Genomic DNA, 23,053 nt, shown 5'->3' on the forward strand with positions numbered 1-23,053 from the left:
AACCTGGAACGCTCGCGCGACCGGTACAACGTAAAGTAGGACCGCCGCGCGTTCCGGCGGCGGTCACGGGGGGCAGATGATTGGTGCGATCCTGCGGCTGACCGGCGATTTGAAGGCTGTGCGGGCACTCGAGGGCTGAGGGAAACTGAATCGCAACCACGCAGTGCTATCGGATGCCCACCTGCCGCGCGGTCGCATCGATCGCCGCTTCTGCCTTCGAGACGATTTCGTCGATTTCCGGCCGGCTGATCACGAGCGGCGGCGACAGCAACATCCGGTCGCCGCTCGCGCGCATGATCAGATTGCCGTTGAAGCAGAAGTCGCGGCACATCGTACCGACATCGCCGCCATTCGCGAAGCGCTTGCGCTCGAGCGGCTTCTCGGCGAGTTGCACGCCCGCCACGAGGCCCGCGCCGCTGATCTCGCCAACGATAGGATGACCGGCGAACGTCTCACGCAGTTTGTTCTGAAAGTACGGACCCGTATCCGCTTTGACGCGCTCCACGATCCTCTCATTGCGCAGCAGTTTCAGATTCGCAAGCGCGACGGCCGCCGCGACCGGATGCCCGGAGTAGGTGAGGCCATGATTGAAGTCACCGTTGTCGATCAGTGCGCGGGCGACGCGATCATGTAGACCGACAGCCCCCATCGGCACGTAACCGCTCGTCAGTCCCTTCGCGAGCGTGATCAGGTCCGGCTCGAAGCCGAAGTGCTGATGCGCGAACCATTCGCCGGTTCGGCCGAAGCCGCCGATCACTTCGTCCGCGACGAGCAGCACGTCGTACTTGCGGCAAATGCGCTCGATTTCCGGCCAATACGTGTCAGCCGGAAAAATCACGCCGCCCGCTCCCTGGAAAGGCTCACCGATAAATGCGGCGACATTGTCCGCACCGAGTTCGAGAATCTTCGCTTCGAGCTGCCGCGCGCGAGCCAGTGCGAATTCTTCCGCCGTCTGATCGCTTGCCGCTTCGCCGAAGAAATAGGGCTGATCGATATGCACGATGTTCTCGACTTTCGATGGCATCTGCTCATGCATATAGGCCATGCCGCTGAGCGTGCCGCCCGCGATCGTCGACCCGTGATAAGCGTTTTTGCGCGCGATGACGAACTTCCTCGCGGGCTGTCGTTGCGTCGCCCAGTATTGATGGACGATGCGCAGCACGGTGTCGTTGCCTTCCGAGCCGCTGTTGCAGTAGAAGAAGTGATTGAATGGCGCGGGCGCCAGTTCGGCGAGCAGGGCAGACAGTTCAATCACGGGCGGATGCGTCGTCTTGAAGAACGTGTTGTAGTACGGCAGTTCCCGCATCTGCCGGAATGCGGCGTCGGCCAGTTCCTGGCGGCCGTAGCCGACGTTCACGCACCACAGTCCCGCCATGCCGTCGATGATCTTGTTGCCCTCCGAGTCCCACAGGTACACGCCTTGCGCCTTGACGATCACGCGAGAACCCGCGCGATTGAGCGAGCCCATATCCGAGAACGGATGGATGTGATGCGCGGCATCGAGCGCGCGGTATTCGGCGGTGCTGCGCGATGTGGCTTGCGAGGTCGGCGCGTCTTTCGTGCCGCCATGCTGCGACGTTTCCTTTTCCGCATACATCACGTCTTCAGTCTTATAGCTCATACTGCCCTCCGTCTTTTCAAGGTTCTCATTGACCGATTGGCCTGCAGCACTCAAACGTGCAGCAGCAAGTGCCGGCGTTCCCACGAACTGATCACGCGGAAAAACGCTTCGTATTCGGTCTCTTTCAACGCGAGATACGCGCGGACGAACTGCTCGCCGAGTACTTCGGCAATCGGCTCGCACGCGCTCATCGACGTCAAGCCTTCTTCGAGATTGCGCGGTAATTGATAGGGCAGAGCATAGCCGTCGCTCGCCAGCGGTTCGGTTGCGGCGAGCCGCTGCGTGATGCCGAGATAGCCCGCCGCCAAGGTCGCGGCAATCGCCAGATACGGATTGCAATCGACACCCGGAATCCGGTTCTCGATGCGGCGCGCGACCGGCGCGGAATGCGGAACCCGGAAGCCGACCGTGCGATTGTCATAACCCCACGCGACATTGATCGGCGCGGCCATGAAACGCGACAGACGCCGGTACGAATTGATGTACGGCGCGAAGATCGGCATCAGCGCCGGCGTGTATTTCTGCAAGCCGGCGATATAGCCGGTGAACAGCGAGGTCGGCTCGCCGTTGGCGGCGGTGAAGAGGTTGCGGCCGGTTTCCATATCGACGAGGCTTTGATGCATGTGCATCGCCGAGCCCGGCTCACCTTCCATCGGCTTCGCCATGAAAGTCGCGTACATCTTGTGACGCAACGCCGCTTCGCGCACGGTGCGCTTGAAGAGAAACACACTGTCCGCGAGCTTGAGCGGATCGCCGTGCATGAAGTTGATTTCCATCTGCGCGGCGCCGACTTCGTGTATCAGCGTATCGACTTCGAGTTCCTGCACGTCGCAGTACTCGTAGATGTCTTCGAACAACGGGTCGAATTCGTTGACCGCTTCGATCGAATACGCCTGGCGTCCGGTTTCCGCGCGACCCGTACGTCCGACCGGCGGTTGCAACGGCAGATCGGGATCGCGGTTCATGTCGACCAGATAGAACTCGAGCTCCGGCGCGATCACCGGTTTCCAGCCGCGCGCCTTATATAAATCGAGCACGCGCCGCAGCACGCAGCGCGGCGAGATTTCGACCGGGGTGCCGTCGAAATGCACGCAATCGTGAATCACCTGCGCGGTCGGGTCGACTGCCCACGGAATCATCCGGATCGTGCTCGCGTCGGGTACGCACACCATGTCGGGATCGGTGACGCCGGTCAGCGAATCGCTTTGCGGATAGTCGCCGGTGACGGTCTGGATCATCACCGCCTGCGGCAGACGCATCGATTCGCCCGATTCGAACTTGCTGCGCGGAATGATCTTGCCGCGCGCGATGCCGGCCATGTCCGGAATAATTGCTTCGATTTCGGTGACGTGATGCTTTTTCAGAAATTCGTCGATGTCATGCATGATTGTTCTCTCTGTTTTGGTCCGCGACCTGGGTCATGTGTGCAGGGTTTCGTGTATTCATGCGCGGGCGACACGCGTCGCCGAAGGCGCGAAATATCGCGCGGCGAGGTGGGAAAACGCGAAGGCGAGTCGACGCCAAAGCGAATCCGCGCAATAACGCGCAGCGCTTACCGATTAGAAGCGGTTCGATTGAATCCGTCGCGATGCGCGGTGATCAGTCAGTGCCGCGCGGACGCAAGCAGCCAGCTCGCGAAAACGCGAGCAAACGGACGAATCGAGCAGCGAAAAGAGATGAAAGAGGAGAGGCGCTACGGCAGCAGCGAAGCGACTTCGTCTGTGCGCACCGCGATGAACGCGCGCGCGGAGAGGACGTTGCGGCGTCGAACGGAACGACGCGACAGGACTGTGATGACGGACAGAAAGCGGCGAAACGCAAGGCTGCCGTTGCTGCCGTCGGCGCTGGCGCCGTCAGCGCAAGTACAACGCGCCTGACTGCGATTCCAATTCACCAAAGGGCCTCGGACTCTCACGATGACACTCGACTGGCGTAGTTGAGGGTATTGAACGGCCCGTTTCGAATCCACAGCGGATATTGAAGAAACAGGACACGGGTTGATCGAGAAGAAACGGTACTGGACGGTAGTAGCTCAATTCGCCGCGCCGCCCACAAGATCTTCCACTAGCTAGGATATACGAGCTAAAAATGCCGTCAATTTATTTTTAGATTTTGGCAAAGCGGCATCGAGCGTGATGCCGCGTGTTTCGTCTACTGTTCATTCACTCCGCGAGACGTGCGGTGATCTTCGCGGCGGTTCTGGTCGGCTTTAGCACAGGTGGCGAGTCGGCGTCGTGAAAGAACGTCGACGAAATCGCGCGCGACCGACGAATGGGCGCGGCGCACGACGCGGCGCGGCCTGCATGCGCCGCGCGGCAAGTGGATCAAACCGGTTTGAGAAGCATGATTTGCCTCGCTTCAGGCGAGGCGGTCCGGGAAGAGGCCCGTTGGCTCACGCATCCTCGGACGGATCATAGGGCACCACGCGCTCATGCTCGTCCGCGTGATTGCGCGCGACGATCGCGCGCGCCGCGGCGTTCGCGTCGAGATTGAACGCCTGATGCGGCACGCCCGGCGGAATGAACAGGAAGTCGCCCGGCTCGGTGATAACCGACTCGCGCAAACCCGGGCCGTAGCGCGTCTCGATCTTGCCTTCGAGCATATAGATCGCCGTCTCGTAGTCGGCGTGAAAGTGCGGCTCCGCATGGCCGCCAGGCGGGACCACGACCATGTACATCGACAGCCCGGTGCTGCCCGCGGTGCCCGCCGAAATGCCGACGAAATAGGGCAGCCGCTGCATCGTCGCCATTTCCCGTTCGGGCCGCACCTTGACCACCGGGGCCCGCGCGTCGTGCGTAACGTTTGACATGGTCGCTCCTTTCGTCACCGCCGTGCCGGGCGGCTTCACGCATGCCGAACTGAAAGTCTAGACGATACGGGCGGCAATGTCGGACGTGATCGAGCGGACCTGGTGAAGCGCGGGCGAGCGCGAAATCGCGTTGCTACAATGGTCGGCATACCCCGACAGAGATCACGGAGACAGCGCATGGCCACGCTTCAGCCCATCAGCCGCTACCCGGTGCCCGAGCCGAGCGAGTGGCCCGAAGACATCAGTGCCCGCATTCTCGAAGTGCAGGAGAAAGCGGGTTTCGTGCCGAACGTGTTTCTGACGCTCGCGCATCGGCCCGACGAATTCCGCGCGTTCTTCGCTTATCACGATGCGTTGATGCTGAAAGAGGGCGGTTTAACGAAAGGCGAGCGGGAGATGATCGTGGTCGCGACGAGCGCGGTCAACGATTGTCTTTACTGCGTGGTCGCCCACGGCGCGATTCTGCGCATCTACGAAAAAGCGCCGCTGCTCGCCGATCAGGTCGCGGTCAATCACCGCAAGGCCGACATCACGAACCGCCAGAAGGCGATGCTCGATTTCGCGCTGAAGGTGTGCCGCGCGTCGGGCACGGTCGACGAAGAAGACTTCCAGACACTGCGCGGCCACGGCTTCACCGATGAAGACATCTGGGACATCGCGGCAATCACCGCGTTTTTCGGGCTGTCGAACCGGATGGCCAACGTGATCTCGATGCGTCCGAACGACGAGTTCTATCTGATGGGGCGTGTGCCGAAAGCCGCGGCGGATGCACCGAAAAAGTAGCCTCGACTGGAATCGCTTCAGCATCTCTATCGGCAATTCGCATCACGCCTGCGCGGGGCGAGATGAACGCCGCGCGGGCGTCATCACCACGGTGTCGTCGATCGGGAAATGCAGCAGTGCCGCGATCAATCCCGCCGCGACCGTCGCTACCCATAGCAGTGAGTACGAGCTCGTCAGATCGAACACGAGGCCACCGAGCCACGCGCCGAGAAACGAGCCGGGCGCGCGACTCATGCGGATCGCAAAGTCGAAGCCGTCGACCGGAAAGCCGACCTGGCGACGCGAGGTGTCCACGCTCACGACGACATGCGGCCAGCGCGCGCGAAAACCGGCGAGGCGCGGCAGCAGCCAGCGCGACGCGAAGGTCGGCGCGCAGCTGAGCGCGACCGGCCGATCCGCGCGATGATTGGGCAGACGTTGCGTGCCGATCGCGATCAGCGAAAACGCCTCGGAGACGTACGACAGATAATCCGCGCCGATCGCCGTTAGCGAGATGCCGCGCGGCTCGCGCACGAACAGTTCGACGCCGAGCGCTCCCTCGAGTCCGACGATGCCGTGACTGATCGCGCTCGGCGTGACGTTCAGCTCGGCGGCGGCGAGCTTGAAACTTTGATGCCGGCCGGCCGCTTCGAAAAAGCGAAGCGCAGGCAGGGGTGGCAGACGAAGCGGCATGTGCGTTCCCCAAGGCGCCGCGTCGTGCGTGGCGCGTGTGCCGGGTGGTGTTGGCGGGTGTAACGAGCTTGCTGTTTGGCGCAAGCATACCTTGCGCCGGCGGCTGGCGAGCGGATGGTCAAACCGCCGGCAAAATCGCCGCAAAAAGCCCCCGCTGCAAAATCATGGGGAGGCCTGTCGATTTTCCGCGGCCTCGTTCGTCGTCCCTACAGGAAGGGCGGCAAAGCGACGATGCCCGCTCGTCTTCCGTCCGTTTTCTGACGATTTCTCACAAGGAGATGACTGATGAACGACGCAAACACTTCGATGCATACGCTGAAACCGGCCCGCGAACTGGCCGACTTGCCCTCGCGCTTTCCCGGCGAGAGCCCCGAATATCGACGCGCGCGCAACGCGTTGCTCGCCGAGGAGATCGAGCTGCGCCGCCAGATCGAGCGTGTCGCCGCGCAGCGTCGCGCGCTGCCGGCGGGCGGCGTCGTGCCGGAGGATTACCGCTTCGACGGCGAAGCGGGCCCGGTCACGCTATCGCAGATGTTCGGCGCGCACGACACGCTCGTGACCTACAACTGGATGTTCGGACCGCAACGCGCGCGGCCGTGCCCGATGTGCACGTCGCTACTGAGCGCGTGGGACGGCGAAATGCCCGATATCCTGCAGCGCGTCGCGTTCGCGGTGATCGGCCGCTCGTCGATCGACAGGCTCGTCGCGTTCAAGCAGGAGCGCGGCTGGCGGCATCTGCGGCTGTATTCGTCGGGCGGCAACACGTTCAATCGCGATTACGCGGCCGAAGATCCCGCCGGCGACGACCTTCCCGCGCTGAACGTATTCACGCGCACGGGCGGCGTCGTGCGGCACTTCTGGGCCGAGGAGATGGGGCCGTCGACGTCGGACCCCGGACAGGATCCGCGCGGCGCGCCCGATCCGATGCCGTTGTGGACGATCCTCGACATGACGCCGGGCGGCCGTGGCACCGACTGGTATCCGAAGCTGGCGTATTGAGCGGCGCTGCCCTGGAGCGATCGAGCGCTACGAATGCGTCTGCGCCGCGTGGCTCTGGGCGAGCGCGGTCCACAGAAACGTGCCGACCGCGCTCGCCCGCATCGGCAGGCTGAACAGATAACCCTGCACCGCGCGCGCGCCGAGCGCCTTCACGACCTGGGCCTGCAACGGCGTTTCGAGTCCTTCGACCACGCATTCGAGCCCGAGGTTGCGGCATAGGTCGATCACGGATTTGATGATCTTCTTCGAGGCGCTATTGGTATCGACGTCGCTCACGAAGCTGCGGTCGATCTTGATCGCGTCGAATGGCAGCCGATGCACGTAGCTGAGGCTCGAATAGCCGGTGCCGAAATCGTCGAGCGACAGCCGGCAGCCGGCCTGCTTCAGCATCGTCATCGCGCTGTGCGCCTGCTCGAAATCGCGCGTCAACGCGGTTTCGGTCATTTCGAACGTCACGCGATGCGGCGACACGCCGCTTGCCGCGACGATGTCGATCAGGCGGCGCGCGCGCGCCGACGTCGAGATATCGATCGCGGACAGGTTGAACGACAGATACAGATCGGCGGGCCAGTGCGCGACCTCGGCGAGCGCCTGGCGCAGCAGCACGTCGGTGATGCCGAGGATCAGCTCGGTCCGCTCTGCAATCCGAATGAATTCCTCCGGCCTGACCATGCCGAGCCGCGCGTTGTGCCATCGACCGAGCGCTTCGAGGCCGATCGGCCGGCGCGTGAGCAGATCGTAGATCGGCTGGAACTCGAGGAACAGTTCCGCTTCGAGGTCCGCATGGCGCAGCTCCTGCGTGACGAGGCTTAGACGCCGCATCTGCGTTTCGTGTTCGGTCGAGAAAATCACCGGCATGCCGCGGCGGTTTTCCTTGCCGACATAGAGCGCGGCGTCGGCGCGTTCGAACACCTGCGCGACCGTCGAGCCCGCGTCGGGAAACGCGGCCCAGCCGATCGTGCCCGACAGCTCCGCGACATTGTCGGCGACTTGATAAGGCTGGCTGAGCGCATCGCAGATACGCTGCCCCAACTCGACCAGCGCTTCGTTCGACACCTTGTGGCGCACGAGCACGCCGAATTCATCGCCGCCCAGACGCGCGAACATCAGGCCCGTTTCGCCGATCAACACGAGCCGCGTGCCGACTTCCTGCAGCACGAGGTCGCCGCTCGCGTGACCGTAAATGTCGTTGACCTGCTTGAAGCCGTCCAGATCGATGAGGCCAACGTTGAAGCCGCCACCGGTTTCGAGCGCCTGCTCCGATATCGCGCTCAGCGCCGCGAAGAAACTGCGCCGGTTCGGCAGGCCGGTCAGACTGTCGATGCTGGCGAGCCGATAGTTGTCGTCGCTGAGCCGTTGGGTGTTGTGCTGGCTTGCCTGCAGTTCGCGTTGCGCGTGCACCGCGTCTGCAAACGTGCGCCAGTAAAGCTGGATGACCGCCGCGAGCGCGACGCCGACCAGCGCCATGTCGACGGCCATCGCGAAGAACACCGGCGAGCCGCTCGACACGAGGAAGCCGGAGAAACTCAGGATGACGATGCAAAGCAGCAGAAGCGCGGGCTTGCGCAGATGGATCAGGCAGAACATGCTGCCGACCAGCGTCGTCGCCATATAGAACGCGACCTGCGCCTGCTGGTAGGCGGTGCCGTACGGAAACAGCAGCACCGACCAGCCGCTGAACGCGACGCCGAACACGCCGACGATCCAGGTCACGCTGCGCAATTCGCGGACCGCCTGAGCGTCCGTCATCTTATGGTTGCGTTTGCGCCACCAGCGCACGCAGCGAAACACACACAGCGCGCCGAGCGTGCCGGGCACATACATCGACAGCCAGGCCGGCGCGCTGTCCAGATGTGTCGCCGCCACCGCCGCCGTGTTGACGAGCAGGATGAAGTAGAGAAGCGGTACCTGGCGGCGGAACGCGTGCAACTGCGCACGCATCAGCTCCCGGTCACCCTCGGCGACCGACAGTACCTTCTTCAATCTCGCAAGCCAAGCCATCGCCATCCCTTTAACGTTTGCGCGCTAAACGCAGCTGTTTATATCGGCGCGAGGCTGATTAACTTGAGCGCTCAAAGGGGTAACGGAGCATCGCAGTCAAGGGTCCGTGAAACCTGCTGCGCGCTTACGGATAGTCGGGCGGTAAGTACTACCTGGCGGCGCGTGTTGGCGGCGCTGGAACCAGACGTTTGTGCCGGATGCCGATCGCGAGACTCGAGCAAAAGGCGGCCTTCGCGCATGCTCAAAGCGTGGGGCACGACAGCACCCGCTGCGGCCGCATGGCGGTGCCGGGCTGGCCGGCCGGCGCGGGCGTGCCACGCGGCGCGGCCGCGACGAGCCGGACCGCGTCGGCGCCAGCATTCGCGAGCACGTATTTTTCCGGGCTGTCATCCGGCTGCCAGTACGCGCGAAACACGTCGCCGTCGCTGAACACGAGCAGCTTGCCGTGCACGGTTTTTCCGCCGCCGACGAAGTCGACCGGTTCGCCGTCGCGTAGCGAAAAGCTCTGCGCGGCGCTGGAGTTCGTCGCACCGACGAGGGTCGCGCACGCGTTGTCGTCGGCCGCGGCCGCCGCCGACGACAACGCGCCGAGCAGCGCGCATGTTGCAAAGTGGCGAATTCTCACTTCTTTATGTCTTGCCGATAGTTAACTTGTGACATGTGTCGCAAATGGTGCGCCCGCGCATCGGGAAAAGGGCTATCGTCATCGGGAAGCCGGCGCGGGATCGCGTAACGCGACCTAAAGTACTGAAATTGCAACGGATTGTGATGCGCGGCGAATGCTCATGAGGCGGCGCGCGCGCATAAGCTCGCGATTCTTATGGCAGTTTGGGGTGCAAAAACGTCAAAACGGCGCCTCCGCCTTGATACAAGCCTTACACCAAGGGTTTGCGCGAAGGTGCGCCTATGCGTTAGTGTGTCGGTCCCGGCGCCTCAGAGGGCGCCGGTTCCATGATTACCATACGGGAAGTGCTATGAACAAACAGGAACTGATTGATGCAGTCGCCGCAGCGACGGGCGAAAGCAAAGCGGCAACCGGCCAGACCATCGACGCGATCGTCGAGGCAGTGACCAAGGCCGTGGTGAGCGGCGATACGGTGCAACTGGTCGGTTTCGGTTCGTTCTCGACCGGCGCGCGCGCGGCACGCGTGGGGCGCAATCCGTCGACGGGCGAAGAGATCCAGATCGCCGCGGCCAAGACGGTGAAGTTCACCGCAGGCAAGGCGTTCAAGGAAGCCGTCAACGCGTCGTAAGCAACGCGCTTCACGCCGGAGCATTCGCGGTGCGCTCCGCAGCCCCGCTGTGAGGCGCGCGTGAGTGATGCGTCGGACGTGAGGATCACGCGCTGCCCAACCCGGCCAGGCGATTCGCCGGCAGCCGGTGCGGCGCGTGTGTCTGGCTCCTTGAGCCAGGCGTTCGTGGGCTCGACCCGCTTCGATCGAGTCTGGAGCGGACCCGCCGCGGCCATCGCGATCGGGCGGTCCGTTCTTTGCCCCGTCAGCCCGCGCGACGCTTGCGGGTTGCCTCGGCGAGCGTGGCGAGCACCGGTTCGGTCTGCGCCCAGCTCACGCAGGCATCCGTGATCGACACGCCGTAACGCAACGGCACACCGGCCTTCAGATCCTGACGGCCTTCTTCCAGATGACTTTCGAGCATCACACCGATGATGCGGCGCTCGCGCTCCGACAGTTGCCGCGCGATATCGTCCGCGACCTCGATCTGCCGCAAGTGCGATTTGTTCGAGTTCGCATGCGAGCAGTCGATCATCACCTGCTCGCGCAGACCCGCTGAACTCAGCGCTTCACAGGTCGCCTGCACCGAACCGCTGTCATAGTTCGGCCCTTTCTTGCCGCCGCGCAGGATCACGTGCGCGTCGTCGTTGCCGCGCGTTTCGAAGATCGCGGCCATGCCCATTTTCGTCATGCCCATGAACGCGTGGCTCGCACGCGCCGCGACGATCGCGTCGGCGGCGATCTGCACGCCGCCGTCGGTGCCGTTCTTGAAGCCGATCGGGCAGCTCAGTCCCGACGCGAGCTGACGATGACTCTGGCTCTCGGTCGTGCGCGCGCCGATCGCACCCCACGCGATCAGATCGGCGATGTATTGCGGGCTCAACAGGTCGAGAAACTCGGTCGCCGTGGGCAGGCCCAGACCGTTGATGTCGAGCAGCAATTGCCGGGCGAGACGCAGGCCTTCGTTGATGCGGAAGCTGCCGTCCAGACGCGGATCGTTGATGTAGCCTTTCCAGCCCACCGTCGTGCGCGGTTTCTCGAAGTACACGCGCATCACGATCAGCAGATCGTCCCGGTAGTGATCGGCGGCGGCCTTCAGCTTGCGCGCGTATTCGATCGCCTGGTCGTGGTCGTGAATCGAACAGGGGCCGACGATCAGCACGAGCCGGTCGTCGCGGCTGTGCAGAATGTCGGCGATTTCGACGCGAGTCTTCTCGACCAGCGACTGCACCGCGGGCGGCACCGGCAGTTCGTCCTGCAGCAGCGCGGGGGAAATCAGCGGACGGACCGCGCCGATGCGCACGTCGTCGATGCGCGTGGTGTCCTGGGTGGCGTCGGCCGAGCCGACTTCCTGATCGTGCAGGGGATTGTCGAGGGCGCTCAAGATGTTCTCCGCAATCGGTTGATGAGGCGGCCTTGCCGCCTGATTATGCGAGCGCCGCCGCGATGAGGGCGTGCGGGCGCCGCGTGGGTTTGACGTGGACCGTGCGGGTTGGGTTACTGCGTGCCTCGGGCGAGGTTTGACGCAAGGTCTTGCGTCGGGCTTGACGCGAAGCCGACGCGACCGCGCACGGATGCGCTGGCGCGATTATGACACCCGCGCCGGCCTCATGGCAGGTGGACCGGCGGGCAGGCGGCGCGGCGGATTCAGAGCTTCTTGAGCAACGCCATCGCGGCGGCCGGATTGCGCTCCTTGAAGCCGCTGATCACATATAGATAGACGTCGCGCGTGGCGGCTTTCGCGGGCGGCTCCGCGCAGGTCTCGAGATCGTCGGGCGTGGTGCCCGCGGCGAGCTGGCGCGCGCGTTCGGCCCATGCGTCGAGCGCTTTCGTCGAATAGCCTTTGGCTTGCTTTTCGCTCGTGCCCATGATGCGCGCGTAGACGAACGGCGCGGTGATGTCGGCGATCTGCGGATACTCGCTGTCGGCCGCGAGCACGACCGCGACCTTGTACTTGCGCGCCAGCGCGATGAGTTCCGGTGTCCTGAACGAACCGTGACGAACCTCGACCGCGTGCCGCAGCTTCTGTCCTTCGATGCTCGCGGGCAGCAGCTTCAGAAAGGCCTCGAAATCGTCGGCGTCGAATTTTTTGGTCGGCGCGAACTGCCAGTTGATGGGCCCGAGCTTCTGCTTGAGCAGCAGCACGCCGCTTGCGAAGAATCGCTCGATCGTGTCGCCGGCTTCGGCCAGCACCTTGCGGTTGGTCGCGTAACGCGGCGCCTTTAGCGAGAACACGAAATCGTCGGGCGTCTCCTGATACCACTTCTCATAGCTGGCCGGTTTCTGCAAACCGTAAAACGTGCCGTTGATTTCGATCGACGTCAGATGCCGGCTCGCATATTCGAGTTCGCGGCTTTGCGTCAGGTCTTCCGGATAAAACGGCCCGCGCCACGGCGCATAGGTCCAGCCGCCGATGCCGATGCGAATGCGTGCGGCGGACGTGGATCCGGACGACGTTTCGGTTGATTTTTTCGTTGGCGCTTTCTTTGCGGCTTTCGGTTTGTCGCCGCGTTCTTCGCCAGACTTCTCGCTTCGCTTGTTGCTTTCCTTCGCGCTTGTCGCTGCGGGCACTTGGGCTCTCCTTCGGGCTGCGGCGGGAAAGCTCGTAGATTAGCCGCTTTTCTCGCGGCGCGCGGCGCTTGCTGGGCCGGGGGCCTCGGCCTTGTCTTCGCCGGCCGCGACGCTGGCTTCGTCGAAACGACGGCTCGCTGCAGCCACTTCCACGCGAAAGCGCTGCAACGCGCCGAGCGCGAGGTCGGGCGGCGTCAGCGCGACCCACAGCACGTCGATCAACTGATCGGCGGTGGCGTCGATATCGATCTGCCGGTTCGTCAGCGTCGCGTCCCACAGCACATGCTCCATCGGGCCGAACACCATCGAGCGCAACAGGCGCAGCGGCATGTCGGAGCGAATCTCGCCACTTTGCTGGCCTTGCGCGAGCACGCGCATCAACGGCGCGGTGTAGCGGCGCTGCAGTTCGGTCAGCGCTTCGCTCAGTTCGTGATGCCGCGCGCGCCCTTCGGACAGCACCAGCGCGCACAGATCGGTGCCATTCACGAGCATCAGCCGCAGATGCATGCGCACGATGAACGCGAACTGCTGGCGCACGTTGCCGTCGCGCGGCAGGCCCGCTTCGATCGCGTCGATGATCTCGTCGTACCAATCGCCGATGACACGAGCGCACAACTCGCGCTTGCCGCGAAAGTAGCTGAACACCGTCGCCTCGGAAACGCCCAGGCGCTGCGCGATTTCCGCAGTCGTCGCGCGTTCGTAGCCCTTTTCGGAGAACACGTCGCGCCCCGCCTGAAGAATCTCCTTCACGCGCTGCTGCGACTTGCGTCCGGCCGGCTGGCGACGCGAGACAGGTAATCCGGCCTTCTCGGCAACCGTCATATGAGTAAAATTCAGATTTTTGGTGCGGATTGGGGCTCGAGCTGGCGTTTGAACGCTGCGTCTATGCCCGATGAACGCGATCGTAGCACCGAATCGGCCAGCTAATGCGGGTTTGTAAATTTCTGAGTAACACTCAGAAATACCTATTGACGCATACGTCAATCTGGCGTGAAATGCGCGTTGACATGCTTTCGCGTGCCGCTTCGCGCTCCACCAACGGCCGCCCACGAACTCAGGAGACACCGCAATGCCCAATCTGCCCGGTTTGCAGTTCCCGCTCGGCGAAGAGATCGAAATGCTGCGCGACAGCATTGCGTCGTTCGCCGCCAAAGAAATCGCGCCGCGCGCCGGGGAAATCGATCGTACCGATCAGTTCCCGATGGACCTGTGGCGCAAGTTCGGCGACCTCGGCGTGCTCGGCATGACGGTTTCCGAAGAGTACGGCGGCGCGAACATGGGCTATACCGCGCACATGGTCGCGATGGAGGAAATTTCGCGTGCGTCGGCATCGGTTGGCCTGTCGTACGGCGCGCATTCGAACCTGTGTGTGAACCAGATTCATCGCAACGGCACCGACGCGCAGAAGCGCAAGTATCTGCCGAAGCTCGTGTCGGGCGAGCACGTCGGCGCGCTCGCGATGAGCGAGCCGAACGCGGGCTCGGACGTGGTCAGCATGAAGCTGCGCGCCCAGAAGAAGGGCGATCGTTACGTGCTGAACGGCACCAAGATGTGGATCACCAACGGCCCCGACTGCGACACCCTGGTCGTCTATGCAAAGACCGATCCCGAAGCGAATTCGCGCGGCATTACCGCGTTCATCGTCGAGAAGGGCATGAAGGGTTTCTCGGTCGCGCAGAAGCTCGACAAGCTCGGCATGCGCGGCTCGCACACCGGCGAGCTGGTGTTCCAGGACGTCGAAGTGCCGGAGGAAAATATCCTTGGGGCATTGAACGGCGGCGTCAAAGTGCTGATGAGCGGTCTCGACTACGAACGCGCGGTGCTCGCGGGCGGCCCGACCGGCATCATGGTCGCGGTGATGGACGCGGTCGTGCCGTATATCCACGACCGCAAGCAGTTCGGCCAGTCGATCGGCGAATTCCAACTGATCCAGGGCAAAGTCGCCGATCTGTACACGACGCTGCAGGCATGCCGCGCGTATCTGTATGCGGTGGGCCGCCAACTCGACACGCTCGGCAACGACCATGTGCGCCAGCTCCGCAAGGACTGCGCGGGCGTGATTCTGTACACGGCCGAAAAGGCGACCTGGATGGCTGGCGAGGCGATCCAGATTCTCGGCGGCAATGGCTATATCAACGAGTATCCGGTCGGTCGTCTGTGGCGCGATGCGAAGCTCTATGAAATTGGCGCGGGCACGAGCGAAATTCGTCGCATGCTGATCGGCCGGGAGCTGTTTGCCGAAACGCTGTGATACAAGCGCGCGTGAACCCCCTCAATACGCCGCACTTTGGAGAAGCGACGTCATGCCGATCATCGAATCGAAACTGAACCCACGCTCGAACGACTTTCGCGCGAACGCGGCGGCGCTCGAAGCGCTCGTCGCCGATCTGCGTGCGAAGATCGAGCAACTCGCGCAGGGCGGCGGCCAGGCCGCGCGCGACAAGCACACGAGCCGCGGCAAGCTGCTGCCGCGCGAGCGGATCGCGCAACTGCTCGATCCGGGCACGCCGTTTCTCGAGCTGTCGCAACTCGCCGCGTACGGCATGTACAACGACGACGCGCCGGGCGCCGGCGTGATCACCGGCATCGGCCGCATCGCGGGACAGGAGTGCGTGATCGTCTGCAACGACGCGACCGTGAAGGGCGGCACCTACTATCCGGTCACCGTGAAGAAGCACGTGCGCGCGCAGGAAATCGCCAGCGAAAACCGCTTGCCGTGCGTGTACCTCGTCGACTCGGGTGGCGCGAATCTGCCGAATCAGGACGACGTATTTCCCGATCGCGATCACTTCGGCCGCATCTTCTACAACCAGGCGAATCTGTCGGCCGCGGGTATTCCGCAGATCGCGGTCGTGATGGGCTCGTGCACCGCGGGCGGCGCGTATGTGCCGGCGATGAGCGACGAGTCGATCATCGTCAAGAACCAGGGGACGATTTTTCTCGGCGGCCCACCGCTCGTCAAAGCCGCGACCGGCGAAGTGGTCAGCGCCGAAGATCTCGGCGGCGGCGACGTGCATACGCGTCTGTCGGGCGTCGTCGATCATCTTGCGCAGAACGATGCGCATGCGCTCGGGATCGCGCGCAGCATCGTCGGCCATCTGAACCGCGTGAAGCCGGCGCCGCTCGTATTGCAGGAGCCGAAGCCGCCGCGCTACGACACCCAGAGCATCTACGGCGTGATTCCGGTCGACACGCGCAAGCCGTTCGATATCCGCGAAGTGATCGCGCGTATCGTCGACGATTCCGCGTTCGACGAATTCAAGGCGCGCTACGGCACCACGCTCGTCTGCGGCTTCGCGCATATCTGGGGGCATCCGGTCGGCATCGTCGCGAACAACGGCATTCTGTTTTCGGAGTCGGCGCTGAAGGGCACCCACTTCATCGAGCTGTGCTGCCAGCGCAAGATTCCGCTCGTGTTCCTGCAGAACATCACCGGCTTCATGGTCGGCCGCAAGTACGAAAACGAAGGCATTGCGAGGAACGGCGCGAAGATGGTCACCGCGGTCGCGACCGCGAAGGTGCCGAAGTTCACGGTGATCATCGGCGGCTCGTTCGGCGCGGGCAACTACGGCATGTGCGGCCGCGCGTATTCGCCGCGCTTCCTGTGGATGTGGCCGAACGCGCGCATCTCGGTGATGGGCGGCGAGCAGGCCGCGTCGGTGCTCGCCACCGTCAAGCGCGACGGCATCGAAGCGAAGGGCGGCAACTGGAGCGCGGAGGAAGAAGAGGCGTTCAAGCAGCCGATCCGCGAGCAATACGAGCGTCAGGGCCATCCGTACTACGCGAGCGCGCGGTTGTGGGACGACGGCGTGATCGACCCCGCGCAAACTCGCGACGTGCTTGGGCTGGGTTTGTCGGCGGCGATGAACGCGCCGATCGAAGACACGCGTTTCGGCGTGTTCAGAATGTGATGGCCCGCGTCACCGCGATGCGACCGCGTAAGGCAAAGGAGTGTTACGCATGCAATACGAAACGCTGAAGGTCGAGCTTGCCGGCCAGATCGCGACGGTCACGCTCAATCGTCCGGACGTGCGCAACGCGTTCAACGAAACGATGATCGCCGAGCTGACCGCCGCATTCACCGCGCTCGACACGCGCGACGACGTGCGCGCGGTCGTGCTCGCCGCGAACGGCAAGGCGTTCTGCGCGGGCGCCGACCTGAACTGGATGAAGAAAATGGCCGACTACTCGGACGACGAGAACCGCGCCGATGCGATGCGGCTCGCCGGCATGCTGTCGGCGGTATATCGCTGCAACAAGCCGGTGATCGCGCGCGTGAGCGGCGACGCATACGCGGGCGGCATGGGCCTGATTGCCGCGTGCGACATCGTCGTCGCGGTCGAAAGCGCACACTTCTGCCTGTCCGAGGCGCGGCTCGGGCTGATTCCCGCGACGATCGCGCCATACGTGATTCGTGCGCTCGGCGAGCAGGCGTCGCGGCGCTACTTCCTCACCGCCGAGGCGTTCGACTGCGCGAGCGCGTTGCGGCTGGGTTTGGTCAGCGAAGCGGTGAGCGCCGAGCAGCTCGATGCGATGGTCGCGCAGCTCGCGCAGACGCTGTGCGCGAACGGCCCGCAAGCGGTGCGCGCCTGCAAGCGGCTCGTGCAGGACATCGCGGGCCGCGAGTTGAGCGACGCGCTGATCGAGGACACCGCCGTGCGGATTGCGAAAACGCGGGCCGGCGCAGAGGGCCGCGAAGGCGTGGCGTCGTTCCTCGAAAAGCGCACGCCGGGCTGGCGCAACTGACATGCTTCGCTAACAACCATCGCCCCGTACCGCCCATTTCATCGAGACACTCATGTTCAACAAGATCCTGATCGCCAACCGGGGTGAAATTGCGTGCCGCGTCGCGGCGACCTGCAAGCGGCTCGGCATCGCGAGCGTGGCCGTCTATTCGGACGCCGACGCCAACGCGAAACACGTCGCCGCCTGCGACGAAGCGGTGCATATTGGCGGTTCGACGGCGGCGCAAAGCTATCTGCGCATCGAGCGGATCATCGAAGCCGCGCGCGCGACCGGCGCGCAGGCCGTGCATCCGGGCTACGGCTTTCTTTCGGAAAACGAAGACTTCGCGCATGCGTGCGAGACGGCCGGCATCGTCTTTATCGGACCGCCGGTCGGAGCGATTGCCGCGATGGGCTCGAAGGCCGCCGCGAAAGCGCTGATGCACGCGGCCGCGGTGCCGCTCGTGCCCGGCTATCACGGCGACGACCAGGAGCCGCAGCTGTTGCAGCGCGAGGCGGACACGATCGGCTATCCGGTGCTGCTGAAGGCGAGCGCGGGCGGCGGCGGCAAGGGCATGCGCGTGGTCGAGCGCAGCGCGGACTTCGCGGCCGCGCTGCTGTCGTGCAAGCGCGAGGCGGCGAGCAGCTTCGGCAACGATCGCGTGCTGATCGAGAAGTATCTGACCCGGCCGCGTCACGTCGAGGTCCAGGTGTTCGCCGATCGGCACGGCGGCGCCATTTATCTGTTCGACCGTGACTGTTCGGTGCAGCGGCGTCATCAGAAAGTGCTCGAGGAAGCGCCCGCGCCGGGGCTGTCGGCCGAGGTCAAGCGCGCGATGGGCGAAGCGGCCGTGGCCGCCGCGCGCGCGGTCAGCTACGTTGGCGCGGGTACGGTCGAGTTCATCATGACGCCGACCGGCGAGTTCTATTTCATGGAGATGAACACGCGGCTGCAGGTCGAGCATCCCGTCACCGAGATGGTGACGGGGCAGGACCTCGTCGAATGGCAGTTGCGCGTTGCCGCGGGCGAGAGTTTGCCGCTCACCCAGCAGCAGTTGAAGCTCGACGGCCACGCGATCGAGGCGCGCATCTACGCAGAGCATCCGGCGCGCGGCTTCCTGCCGTCCACCGGCACGCTCAAGCATCTGCGCATGCCCGAAGGCGTCGAGTTCGCGATCGACGCGGCCGGGCTCGGCGAGCCGGGCCGCAAGGCGCCGGTGCGTATCGACAGCGGCGTGCGCGAGGGTGACACGATCACGCCGTTCTACGATCCGATGATCGCCAAGCTGATCGTGCACGGCGCGACGCGCGAGGAGGCATTGGCGCGCCTCGCGCGTGCGCTGCATGCCTGCGAGGTGGTCGGGCCGCATACGAACGTCGAGTTTCTGCGGCGCATCGTCGTGAGCGAGCCGTTCGCGAGCGGCGAGCTCGACACCGGTTTGATCGAGCGTCATCACGACGTGCTGTTCGCGCCGGCACAGAAGCCGTTCAAGGAAGCGCTCGCGCTCGCGTGCGCCGCGTTGTTGACGCGCGAGGGCGGCACCGCGCACGGCGCGTCGCCGTGGGACGCGCTGTCGCACTGGCGGCTCAATAGCGGCTACACGCAAACGCTCGGCTGGCGCGTGATCGACGACGGCGCCAACGACGACAGCCCCGACGCGTTCACGGTCGTTTTCGCGCGCAACGGGGACACGCAAGCGCTCGTGCAAACACTCGAACACGACGGCGTGCGCGAGGACTTCACGTGGTCGGTCGGCGCGGGCGACCATGAATTGCGCGCGACGATCGGCGATGCGCGCGTGACGGGGCGTGTATTCGTCGACGGCGACAGGTTCCACGTGTTCTGCCATGGCGAGACGCTCGCATTCGAATGGCAGAACCTGCTCGCGCATGCCGCGGATGCCGAGCACGGCGAAGGCCGTCTGACCGCGCCGATGCCGGGCAAAGTGATTGCGGTGCTGGTCGAACCAGGCGCGGTGGTCGAGAAGGGCGCGCCGCTGATCGTGATGGAAGCGATGAAGATGGAGCATACGATCGGCGCCCCGGCGGCGGGCACGGTCGCCGAGGTGCTGTACGCGGTCGGCGATCAGGTCGCCGACGGCGCGCAACTGCTGGTGCTGGAGGTGCAGCAGGCGGGTGAATAAGCACGTCGAGTGGCAGAAGAGCGAGTAGGTGAATCAAGCGAGCCGCGCGTAGCCCGCGGCGCGCGCTTCGCTTTCCAGCTCGCCGATGCGTGCGTAGTCGGTCAGCGGCAACGTCGAAAAGCCCCTTAAACGCAGGCGTTTTGCGCGCTCGGGGCGGACGCTCAGCGCCTCGTTCAACGCGTCGCGCAACGCGGCGATCGTGGCCGGCGGCACATTGGCCGCGGCGATCAGCGGCAAGCCCGGCGAGGCGGCGGTCATGCCGATCGCGCGCACGCGCCCCGCGAGTTCCGGCAGCACGTCGCAAACGAAGGCGAAGGTCACGCAGTCGATCGCGGTGACGTCCGCGCGATTGTCCGCGACCGCGCGCAGCGAGCCGACATGCGAGCCCGTGCGCAGCACCGCGCCGAAGAACATGCCGGCGCGCGCGAGCGGTGCGACCGCGTGACGAAATGCGTTCATGCCGCTGTTCGAATCGTCCTGGTTGTAGGCGGCGCGTGCGCCGCGGCACGAGGCGAGTGAGTCGAAGCGCGCGTCGGCGCGCGTGACCAGTACGCTCGAGTAATGCGCTCCGTCGCAGCCGGGCGCATCGAAACAGGGTGTCGCGACCAATTGCACCTGCGCGTGCAGCCCCTGCATCAGCGGATAACCGCAGGTCTGGGAAATCAGCAGATTCGGGCGCCGCCAGAAGCCGTGCAGTTCCTCGTCCGGTTCGACGATGCGGCACGCGGGCTTGACCCGGCGCAGCACGTCGTCGAGCCACTCGCGCCATTCGAGGTCGAGCGCGGGTGTCACGTTGTACATCGGCAGGGCGGCGATCCAGCTCATGAAGGCGTTTCTCGCGCCTAATGTCTGACCAATTTGAATTCATCGAGACCGAGCCGCACCGGCTCGCTCGGCGTGAACTGCCATCGCTGCGCGGCTACGGAGAGGATCTCGTCCTGCGCATCCTCGAACGCGACCAACAGGTCCTGCTTGCGACGGCTCACGGCGCCACAGAACTCGACCAGCGCGTCGGCGCTAACTTCAAAAATCTGCGCACGATCGTCGCAGCACACGCGGAACGCGACCGTCGCGCATTCCGTCACACAGGGCCGGAACCCTTCATCGACATAGACCGACATGGCGAACTCCTTCGGACGCCTGAATCGACAGAATGACAAACCGCGCCTGCCAGGTATGTGGGAGAACCGGCATTGACGGCCAAATGCCCGGGCCGCGGCAGGCGCGACGGTCCGGAAACTGGCGGAAAGTAAGCCAGAAACTGGCGGCGGACTCGTTGAAGTCCGAGCCAGGACCGCGGCGTGAACCGTGGCCGGAGGGAGACGGCGGCGGTTCGACTCGCCATCGGTCTCGCCTGCTGGTGGGCCGCCCCGGGTCAGAATCGCGGCGGCACTGCTCAGAAAACGCTTAAATCGGGCGCTCCAATCCAATCTCGAAATCGACGCGAGAGCCGCTCGCGCCGGTCTCGGACTGTGTCTGGATTTTCTCACCAACCTCGCGGTGCAGATCGGCGTAGGTATCCACTTTACGATTAGCGCGCGTTTTGTGCAGGCGATGAGTCCGGCGGGGCTGGCCGGGTTGCGTGAGCGGCCGGGATATTGAGCCGACGGATCAGCGGGCCCAATGTCGTCGCCTGAATCAGCAGGCTGAATACCACGACGAGATACGTGACGCCGATGAACATTTCGCGTCCGTGAAACTCCGGCAGCGACAGCGCGAGCGCAATCGAGATGCCGCCGCGCAGTCCGCCCCACGTCAGCACGACAGCCGAATGCGGACTGAGCCGCCGGAAGTTCTGCAGCGCGAGCAGCGGAATCGCGACGCTGACGCCGCGCGCGAACAGCACGACCGGAATCGCCGCGAGCCCGAGCCAAACGATCTCGACGCGCAGCGACAGCGCAATGATTTCGAGTCCGATCAGCCCGAACAGCACGAGATTGAGCAACTCGTCGAGCAGGTCCCAGAAGTTGAACAGATGCTCGCGCGTCTTCTCCGACATCGACGTCGACGCGCCGTGATTGCCGATCACGAGCCCCATGATCACGACCGCGAGAGGCGCTGACACGTGCAGCGCTTCGGCGAGACTATAGCCGCCGGTCGCGAGCGCGAGTGTGATCAGGATTTCGACTGGATAGCTGTCGATACCTCGCAGCAGCAGCGACGCGCCGAAGCCGAGCGCCGCGCCGAGCACGAGCGCTCCGGCGACTTCGCGCAGCAGATCGAATGCGATCGCGCCCGCGGAAAACTCGTTCGCGCCGGTCGCGAGTCCGACTAGCGTGACGAATGCGACGACGGCCGTGCCGTCGTTGAACAGCGATTCGCCGGTAATCTTGGTTTCGAGGCTTTCGGGCGCCGCCGCGCGCTTGAGCACGCTGAGTACCGCGATCGGATCGGTCGGCGAGATCAGCGCGCCGAACACGAGACACCACAGCAGGCTCACCGGCTGGCCGAGCCATTGCGCCGCGTAGTAAAAGCCGAAGCCGACCACCGCGATCGAAATCAATACGCCGATCGTCGCGAGCATCAGCACCGCGCGCCGCTGCGTGCGCATCTTCGACAGATCGACGTGCAGCGCGCCGGCGAACAGCAGCAGACTTAGCAGGCCGTGAAACACGATGTCGGCAAAATCGATCTGCACGACGATCTTGCGCGCGGCGATCGCCATCGCCGGATAGTAGAACCCGAGCGCAGAAATGCCGACGCAGACGACGAGCCCCACCGCGGTGATGCCGAGCGTGTCGGGCAACCTGATGAATCGATAATTGAGGACGCCGAACAGCGCGACGATGGCGAACAGCGCACCGGCAATCTGGAAGACGCTCATCGTGCACGCTCTCCCGCTTCGCGGCGGCGCGAACGCGTGATCAGGGTGGCACCGAGGTAACTCGCGCGACAAGGCATAAAACAGGCAGGCAGAGAATGCCGACACAATTGCGATATTGAACCAGCGAGATGTTTCACCAGCAATTCCTTATTCAGGCTCATTCAATCCGATAAGCGATCTGCGGTCTGTAATGACACGATCTTTGCCGCTGGCGATCGAGCGACGTACCGGGACGGACGCTTTATTCAAACGCAGCGGACGATGCGGCCAGACGCAGCGTGCTTTTTATCGGACCACGAGCGGATGACGGCGAACCGGGCGGAGCCAGGCTCGCCAGAGGGCACCACGATGGGCAATGGCAGTGTTCGGACTACTGAAGCGCCGGAGGAGTTCCGGTCTTTATTTTGAGATATAGCTTTTTATTTCGAGATGGTTCGCGGGGCTTGATTCGTCGAGGCTATTCAATCGAATCTGAATAAACGGTATGAATCTGTAATCCGAATTTGCCGGTCCGATGACTTCACATTGCATGGAGCCTTGTGATTCATTGTTCCAAAATCTGTAAATCATATATCTAAGGAAGCGCTGATCAATGGACCAACTGCCCAAGTTGCAGACGAGATGCCGTCGAATTTTCCGGATGACGAAGCGAATCGATGCTCAACTCGGTGAA

19 protein-coding genes and 1 pseudogene are annotated in these 23,053 nt (G+C 64.0%); 7 read left to right on the forward strand and 13 right to left on the reverse strand.

The window, feature by feature from the left end; translation table 11 throughout:
* Nucleotides 1-166: 166 nt before the first annotated feature.
* The 4 genes from HDG34_RS28660 to HDG34_RS28670 all read right to left on the reverse strand — a co-directional run bounded on the left by HDG34_RS28660 (nt 167) and on the right by HDG34_RS28670 (nt 4,430).
* Nucleotides 167-1,621 carry an aspartate aminotransferase family protein gene (locus HDG34_RS28660; protein ID WP_184064676.1) on the reverse strand — a complete coding sequence of 485 codons (1,455 nt, stop codon included), beginning with the start codon at nt 1,619-1,621 and terminating at the stop codon, nt 167-169.
* A gap of 50 nt (nt 1,622-1,671) precedes the next feature.
* Nucleotides 1,672-3,006 (reverse strand): glutamine synthetase family protein, encoded by a 1,335-nt coding sequence (locus tag HDG34_RS28665; protein ID WP_184064679.1) that lies wholly within the window; start codon nt 3,004-3,006, stop codon nt 1,672-1,674.
* A gap of 308 nt (nt 3,007-3,314) precedes the next feature.
* A complete protein-coding gene (locus tag HDG34_RS39530) occupies nt 3,315-3,536 on the reverse strand; it encodes a hypothetical protein (RefSeq protein WP_026226309.1) in 222 nt (73 codons plus the stop codon).
* Nucleotides 3,537-4,013: 477 nt separating this feature from the next.
* Nucleotides 4,014-4,430 (reverse strand): cupin domain-containing protein, encoded by a 417-nt coding sequence (locus tag HDG34_RS28670; RefSeq protein ID WP_184064682.1) that lies wholly within the window; start codon nt 4,428-4,430, stop codon nt 4,014-4,016.
* Nucleotides 4,431-4,607: 177 nt separating this feature from the next.
* Here HDG34_RS28670 and HDG34_RS28675 point away from each other — a divergent pair, with 177 nt between their 5' ends.
* Complete coding sequence (locus HDG34_RS28675) at nt 4,608-5,213, forward strand: peroxidase-related enzyme (protein ID WP_184064685.1); 606 nt, start codon at nt 4,608-4,610, stop codon at nt 5,211-5,213.
* Between the two features lie 219 nt (nt 5,214-5,432).
* Here the strand turns inward: HDG34_RS28675 and HDG34_RS28680 are convergent.
* A pseudogene (locus HDG34_RS28680) lies at nt 5,433-5,885 on the reverse strand (LysR family transcriptional regulator); the annotation flags it as partial.
* A gap of 285 nt (nt 5,886-6,170) precedes the next feature.
* On the opposite strand from HDG34_RS28680, the gene HDG34_RS28685 reads away from it, so the two are divergent.
* Entirely contained in the window at nt 6,171-6,884 is a 714-nt protein-coding gene (locus HDG34_RS28685) for a DUF899 family protein (RefSeq protein ID WP_184064688.1), read from the forward strand.
* A 27-nt stretch (nt 6,885-6,911) separates the two neighbouring features.
* Here the strand turns inward: HDG34_RS28685 and HDG34_RS28690 are convergent, their stop codons facing one another.
* Complete coding sequence (locus HDG34_RS28690; protein WP_184064691.1) at nt 6,912-8,885, reverse strand: bifunctional diguanylate cyclase/phosphodiesterase; 1,974 nt, start codon at nt 8,883-8,885, stop codon at nt 6,912-6,914.
* 241 nt (nt 8,886-9,126) lie between these two features.
* Nucleotides 9,127-9,510, reverse strand: a complete 384-nt coding sequence (locus HDG34_RS28695; RefSeq protein ID WP_184064694.1) for a hypothetical protein — start codon at nt 9,508-9,510, stop codon at nt 9,127-9,129.
* Between the two features lie 349 nt (nt 9,511-9,859).
* On the opposite strand from HDG34_RS28695, the gene HDG34_RS28700 reads away from it, so the two are divergent.
* Entirely contained in the window at nt 9,860-10,138 is a 279-nt protein-coding gene (locus tag HDG34_RS28700) for an HU family DNA-binding protein (RefSeq protein ID WP_013092091.1), read from the forward strand.
* A gap of 244 nt (nt 10,139-10,382) precedes the next feature.
* On the opposite strand, the gene HDG34_RS28705 is transcribed toward HDG34_RS28700, so the two are convergent.
* The 3 genes from HDG34_RS28705 to HDG34_RS28715 all read right to left on the reverse strand — a co-directional run bounded on the left by HDG34_RS28705 (nt 10,383) and on the right by HDG34_RS28715 (nt 13,510).
* A complete protein-coding gene (locus tag HDG34_RS28705) occupies nt 10,383-11,501 on the reverse strand; it encodes a 3-deoxy-7-phosphoheptulonate synthase (RefSeq protein ID WP_311734751.1) in 1,119 nt (372 codons plus the stop codon).
* Between the two features lie 263 nt (nt 11,502-11,764).
* Nucleotides 11,765-12,688, reverse strand: a complete 924-nt coding sequence (locus tag HDG34_RS28710) for a DUF72 domain-containing protein (protein ID WP_184064698.1) — start codon at nt 12,686-12,688, stop codon at nt 11,765-11,767.
* Between the two features lie 39 nt (nt 12,689-12,727).
* Nucleotides 12,728-13,510: a TetR/AcrR family transcriptional regulator gene (locus HDG34_RS28715; RefSeq protein WP_184064702.1), complete on the reverse strand. Its 783-nt coding sequence runs from the start codon at nt 13,508-13,510 to the stop codon at nt 12,728-12,730.
* Nucleotides 13,511-13,757: 247 nt separating this feature from the next.
* Between HDG34_RS28715 and HDG34_RS28720 the strand changes: the two genes are divergently transcribed.
* Genes HDG34_RS28720 through HDG34_RS28735 form a run of 4 tightly spaced genes read left to right on the forward strand, consistent with a single transcriptional unit; the run spans nt 13,758 to nt 19,556 of the window.
* Nucleotides 13,758-14,939, forward strand: coding sequence for an isovaleryl-CoA dehydrogenase (locus HDG34_RS28720; RefSeq protein ID WP_184064705.1), 1,182 nt, complete (start codon nt 13,758-13,760; stop codon nt 14,937-14,939).
* A gap of 52 nt (nt 14,940-14,991) precedes the next feature.
* The gene (locus HDG34_RS28725) at nt 14,992-16,599 is read left to right on the forward strand and encodes a carboxyl transferase domain-containing protein (protein ID WP_184064708.1); all 1,608 of its coding nucleotides are present in this window, start codon (nt 14,992-14,994) and stop codon (nt 16,597-16,599) included.
* Nucleotides 16,600-16,648: 49 nt separating this feature from the next.
* The gene (locus HDG34_RS28730; protein ID WP_184064711.1) at nt 16,649-17,434 is read left to right on the forward strand and encodes an enoyl-CoA hydratase/isomerase family protein; all 786 of its coding nucleotides are present in this window, start codon (nt 16,649-16,651) and stop codon (nt 17,432-17,434) included.
* Between the two features lie 52 nt (nt 17,435-17,486).
* Nucleotides 17,487-19,556: an acetyl/propionyl/methylcrotonyl-CoA carboxylase subunit alpha gene (locus tag HDG34_RS28735; protein ID WP_184064714.1), complete on the forward strand. Its 2,070-nt coding sequence runs from the start codon at nt 17,487-17,489 to the stop codon at nt 19,554-19,556.
* A 33-nt stretch (nt 19,557-19,589) separates the two neighbouring features.
* Here HDG34_RS28735 and HDG34_RS28740 read toward each other — a convergent pair whose 3' ends face one another.
* From HDG34_RS28740 to HDG34_RS28750, 3 genes are all read right to left on the reverse strand, one after another.
* The gene (locus HDG34_RS28740) at nt 19,590-20,381 is read right to left on the reverse strand and encodes a phosphate/phosphite/phosphonate ABC transporter substrate-binding protein (protein WP_184064717.1); all 792 of its coding nucleotides are present in this window, start codon (nt 20,379-20,381) and stop codon (nt 19,590-19,592) included.
* A gap of 17 nt (nt 20,382-20,398) precedes the next feature.
* The gene (locus HDG34_RS28745; protein WP_018423012.1) at nt 20,399-20,677 is read right to left on the reverse strand and encodes a DUF1488 family protein; all 279 of its coding nucleotides are present in this window, start codon (nt 20,675-20,677) and stop codon (nt 20,399-20,401) included.
* A gap of 410 nt (nt 20,678-21,087) precedes the next feature.
* A complete protein-coding gene (locus HDG34_RS28750; RefSeq protein WP_184064721.1) occupies nt 21,088-22,380 on the reverse strand; it encodes a sodium:proton antiporter in 1,293 nt (430 codons plus the stop codon).
* Nucleotides 22,381-23,053: the final 673 nt, after the last annotated feature.

It is taken from the genome of Paraburkholderia sp. HC6.4b (genome assembly GCF_014200875.1).
GTDB classification, from domain to species: domain Bacteria; phylum Pseudomonadota; class Gammaproteobacteria; order Burkholderiales; family Burkholderiaceae; genus Paraburkholderia; species Paraburkholderia tuberum.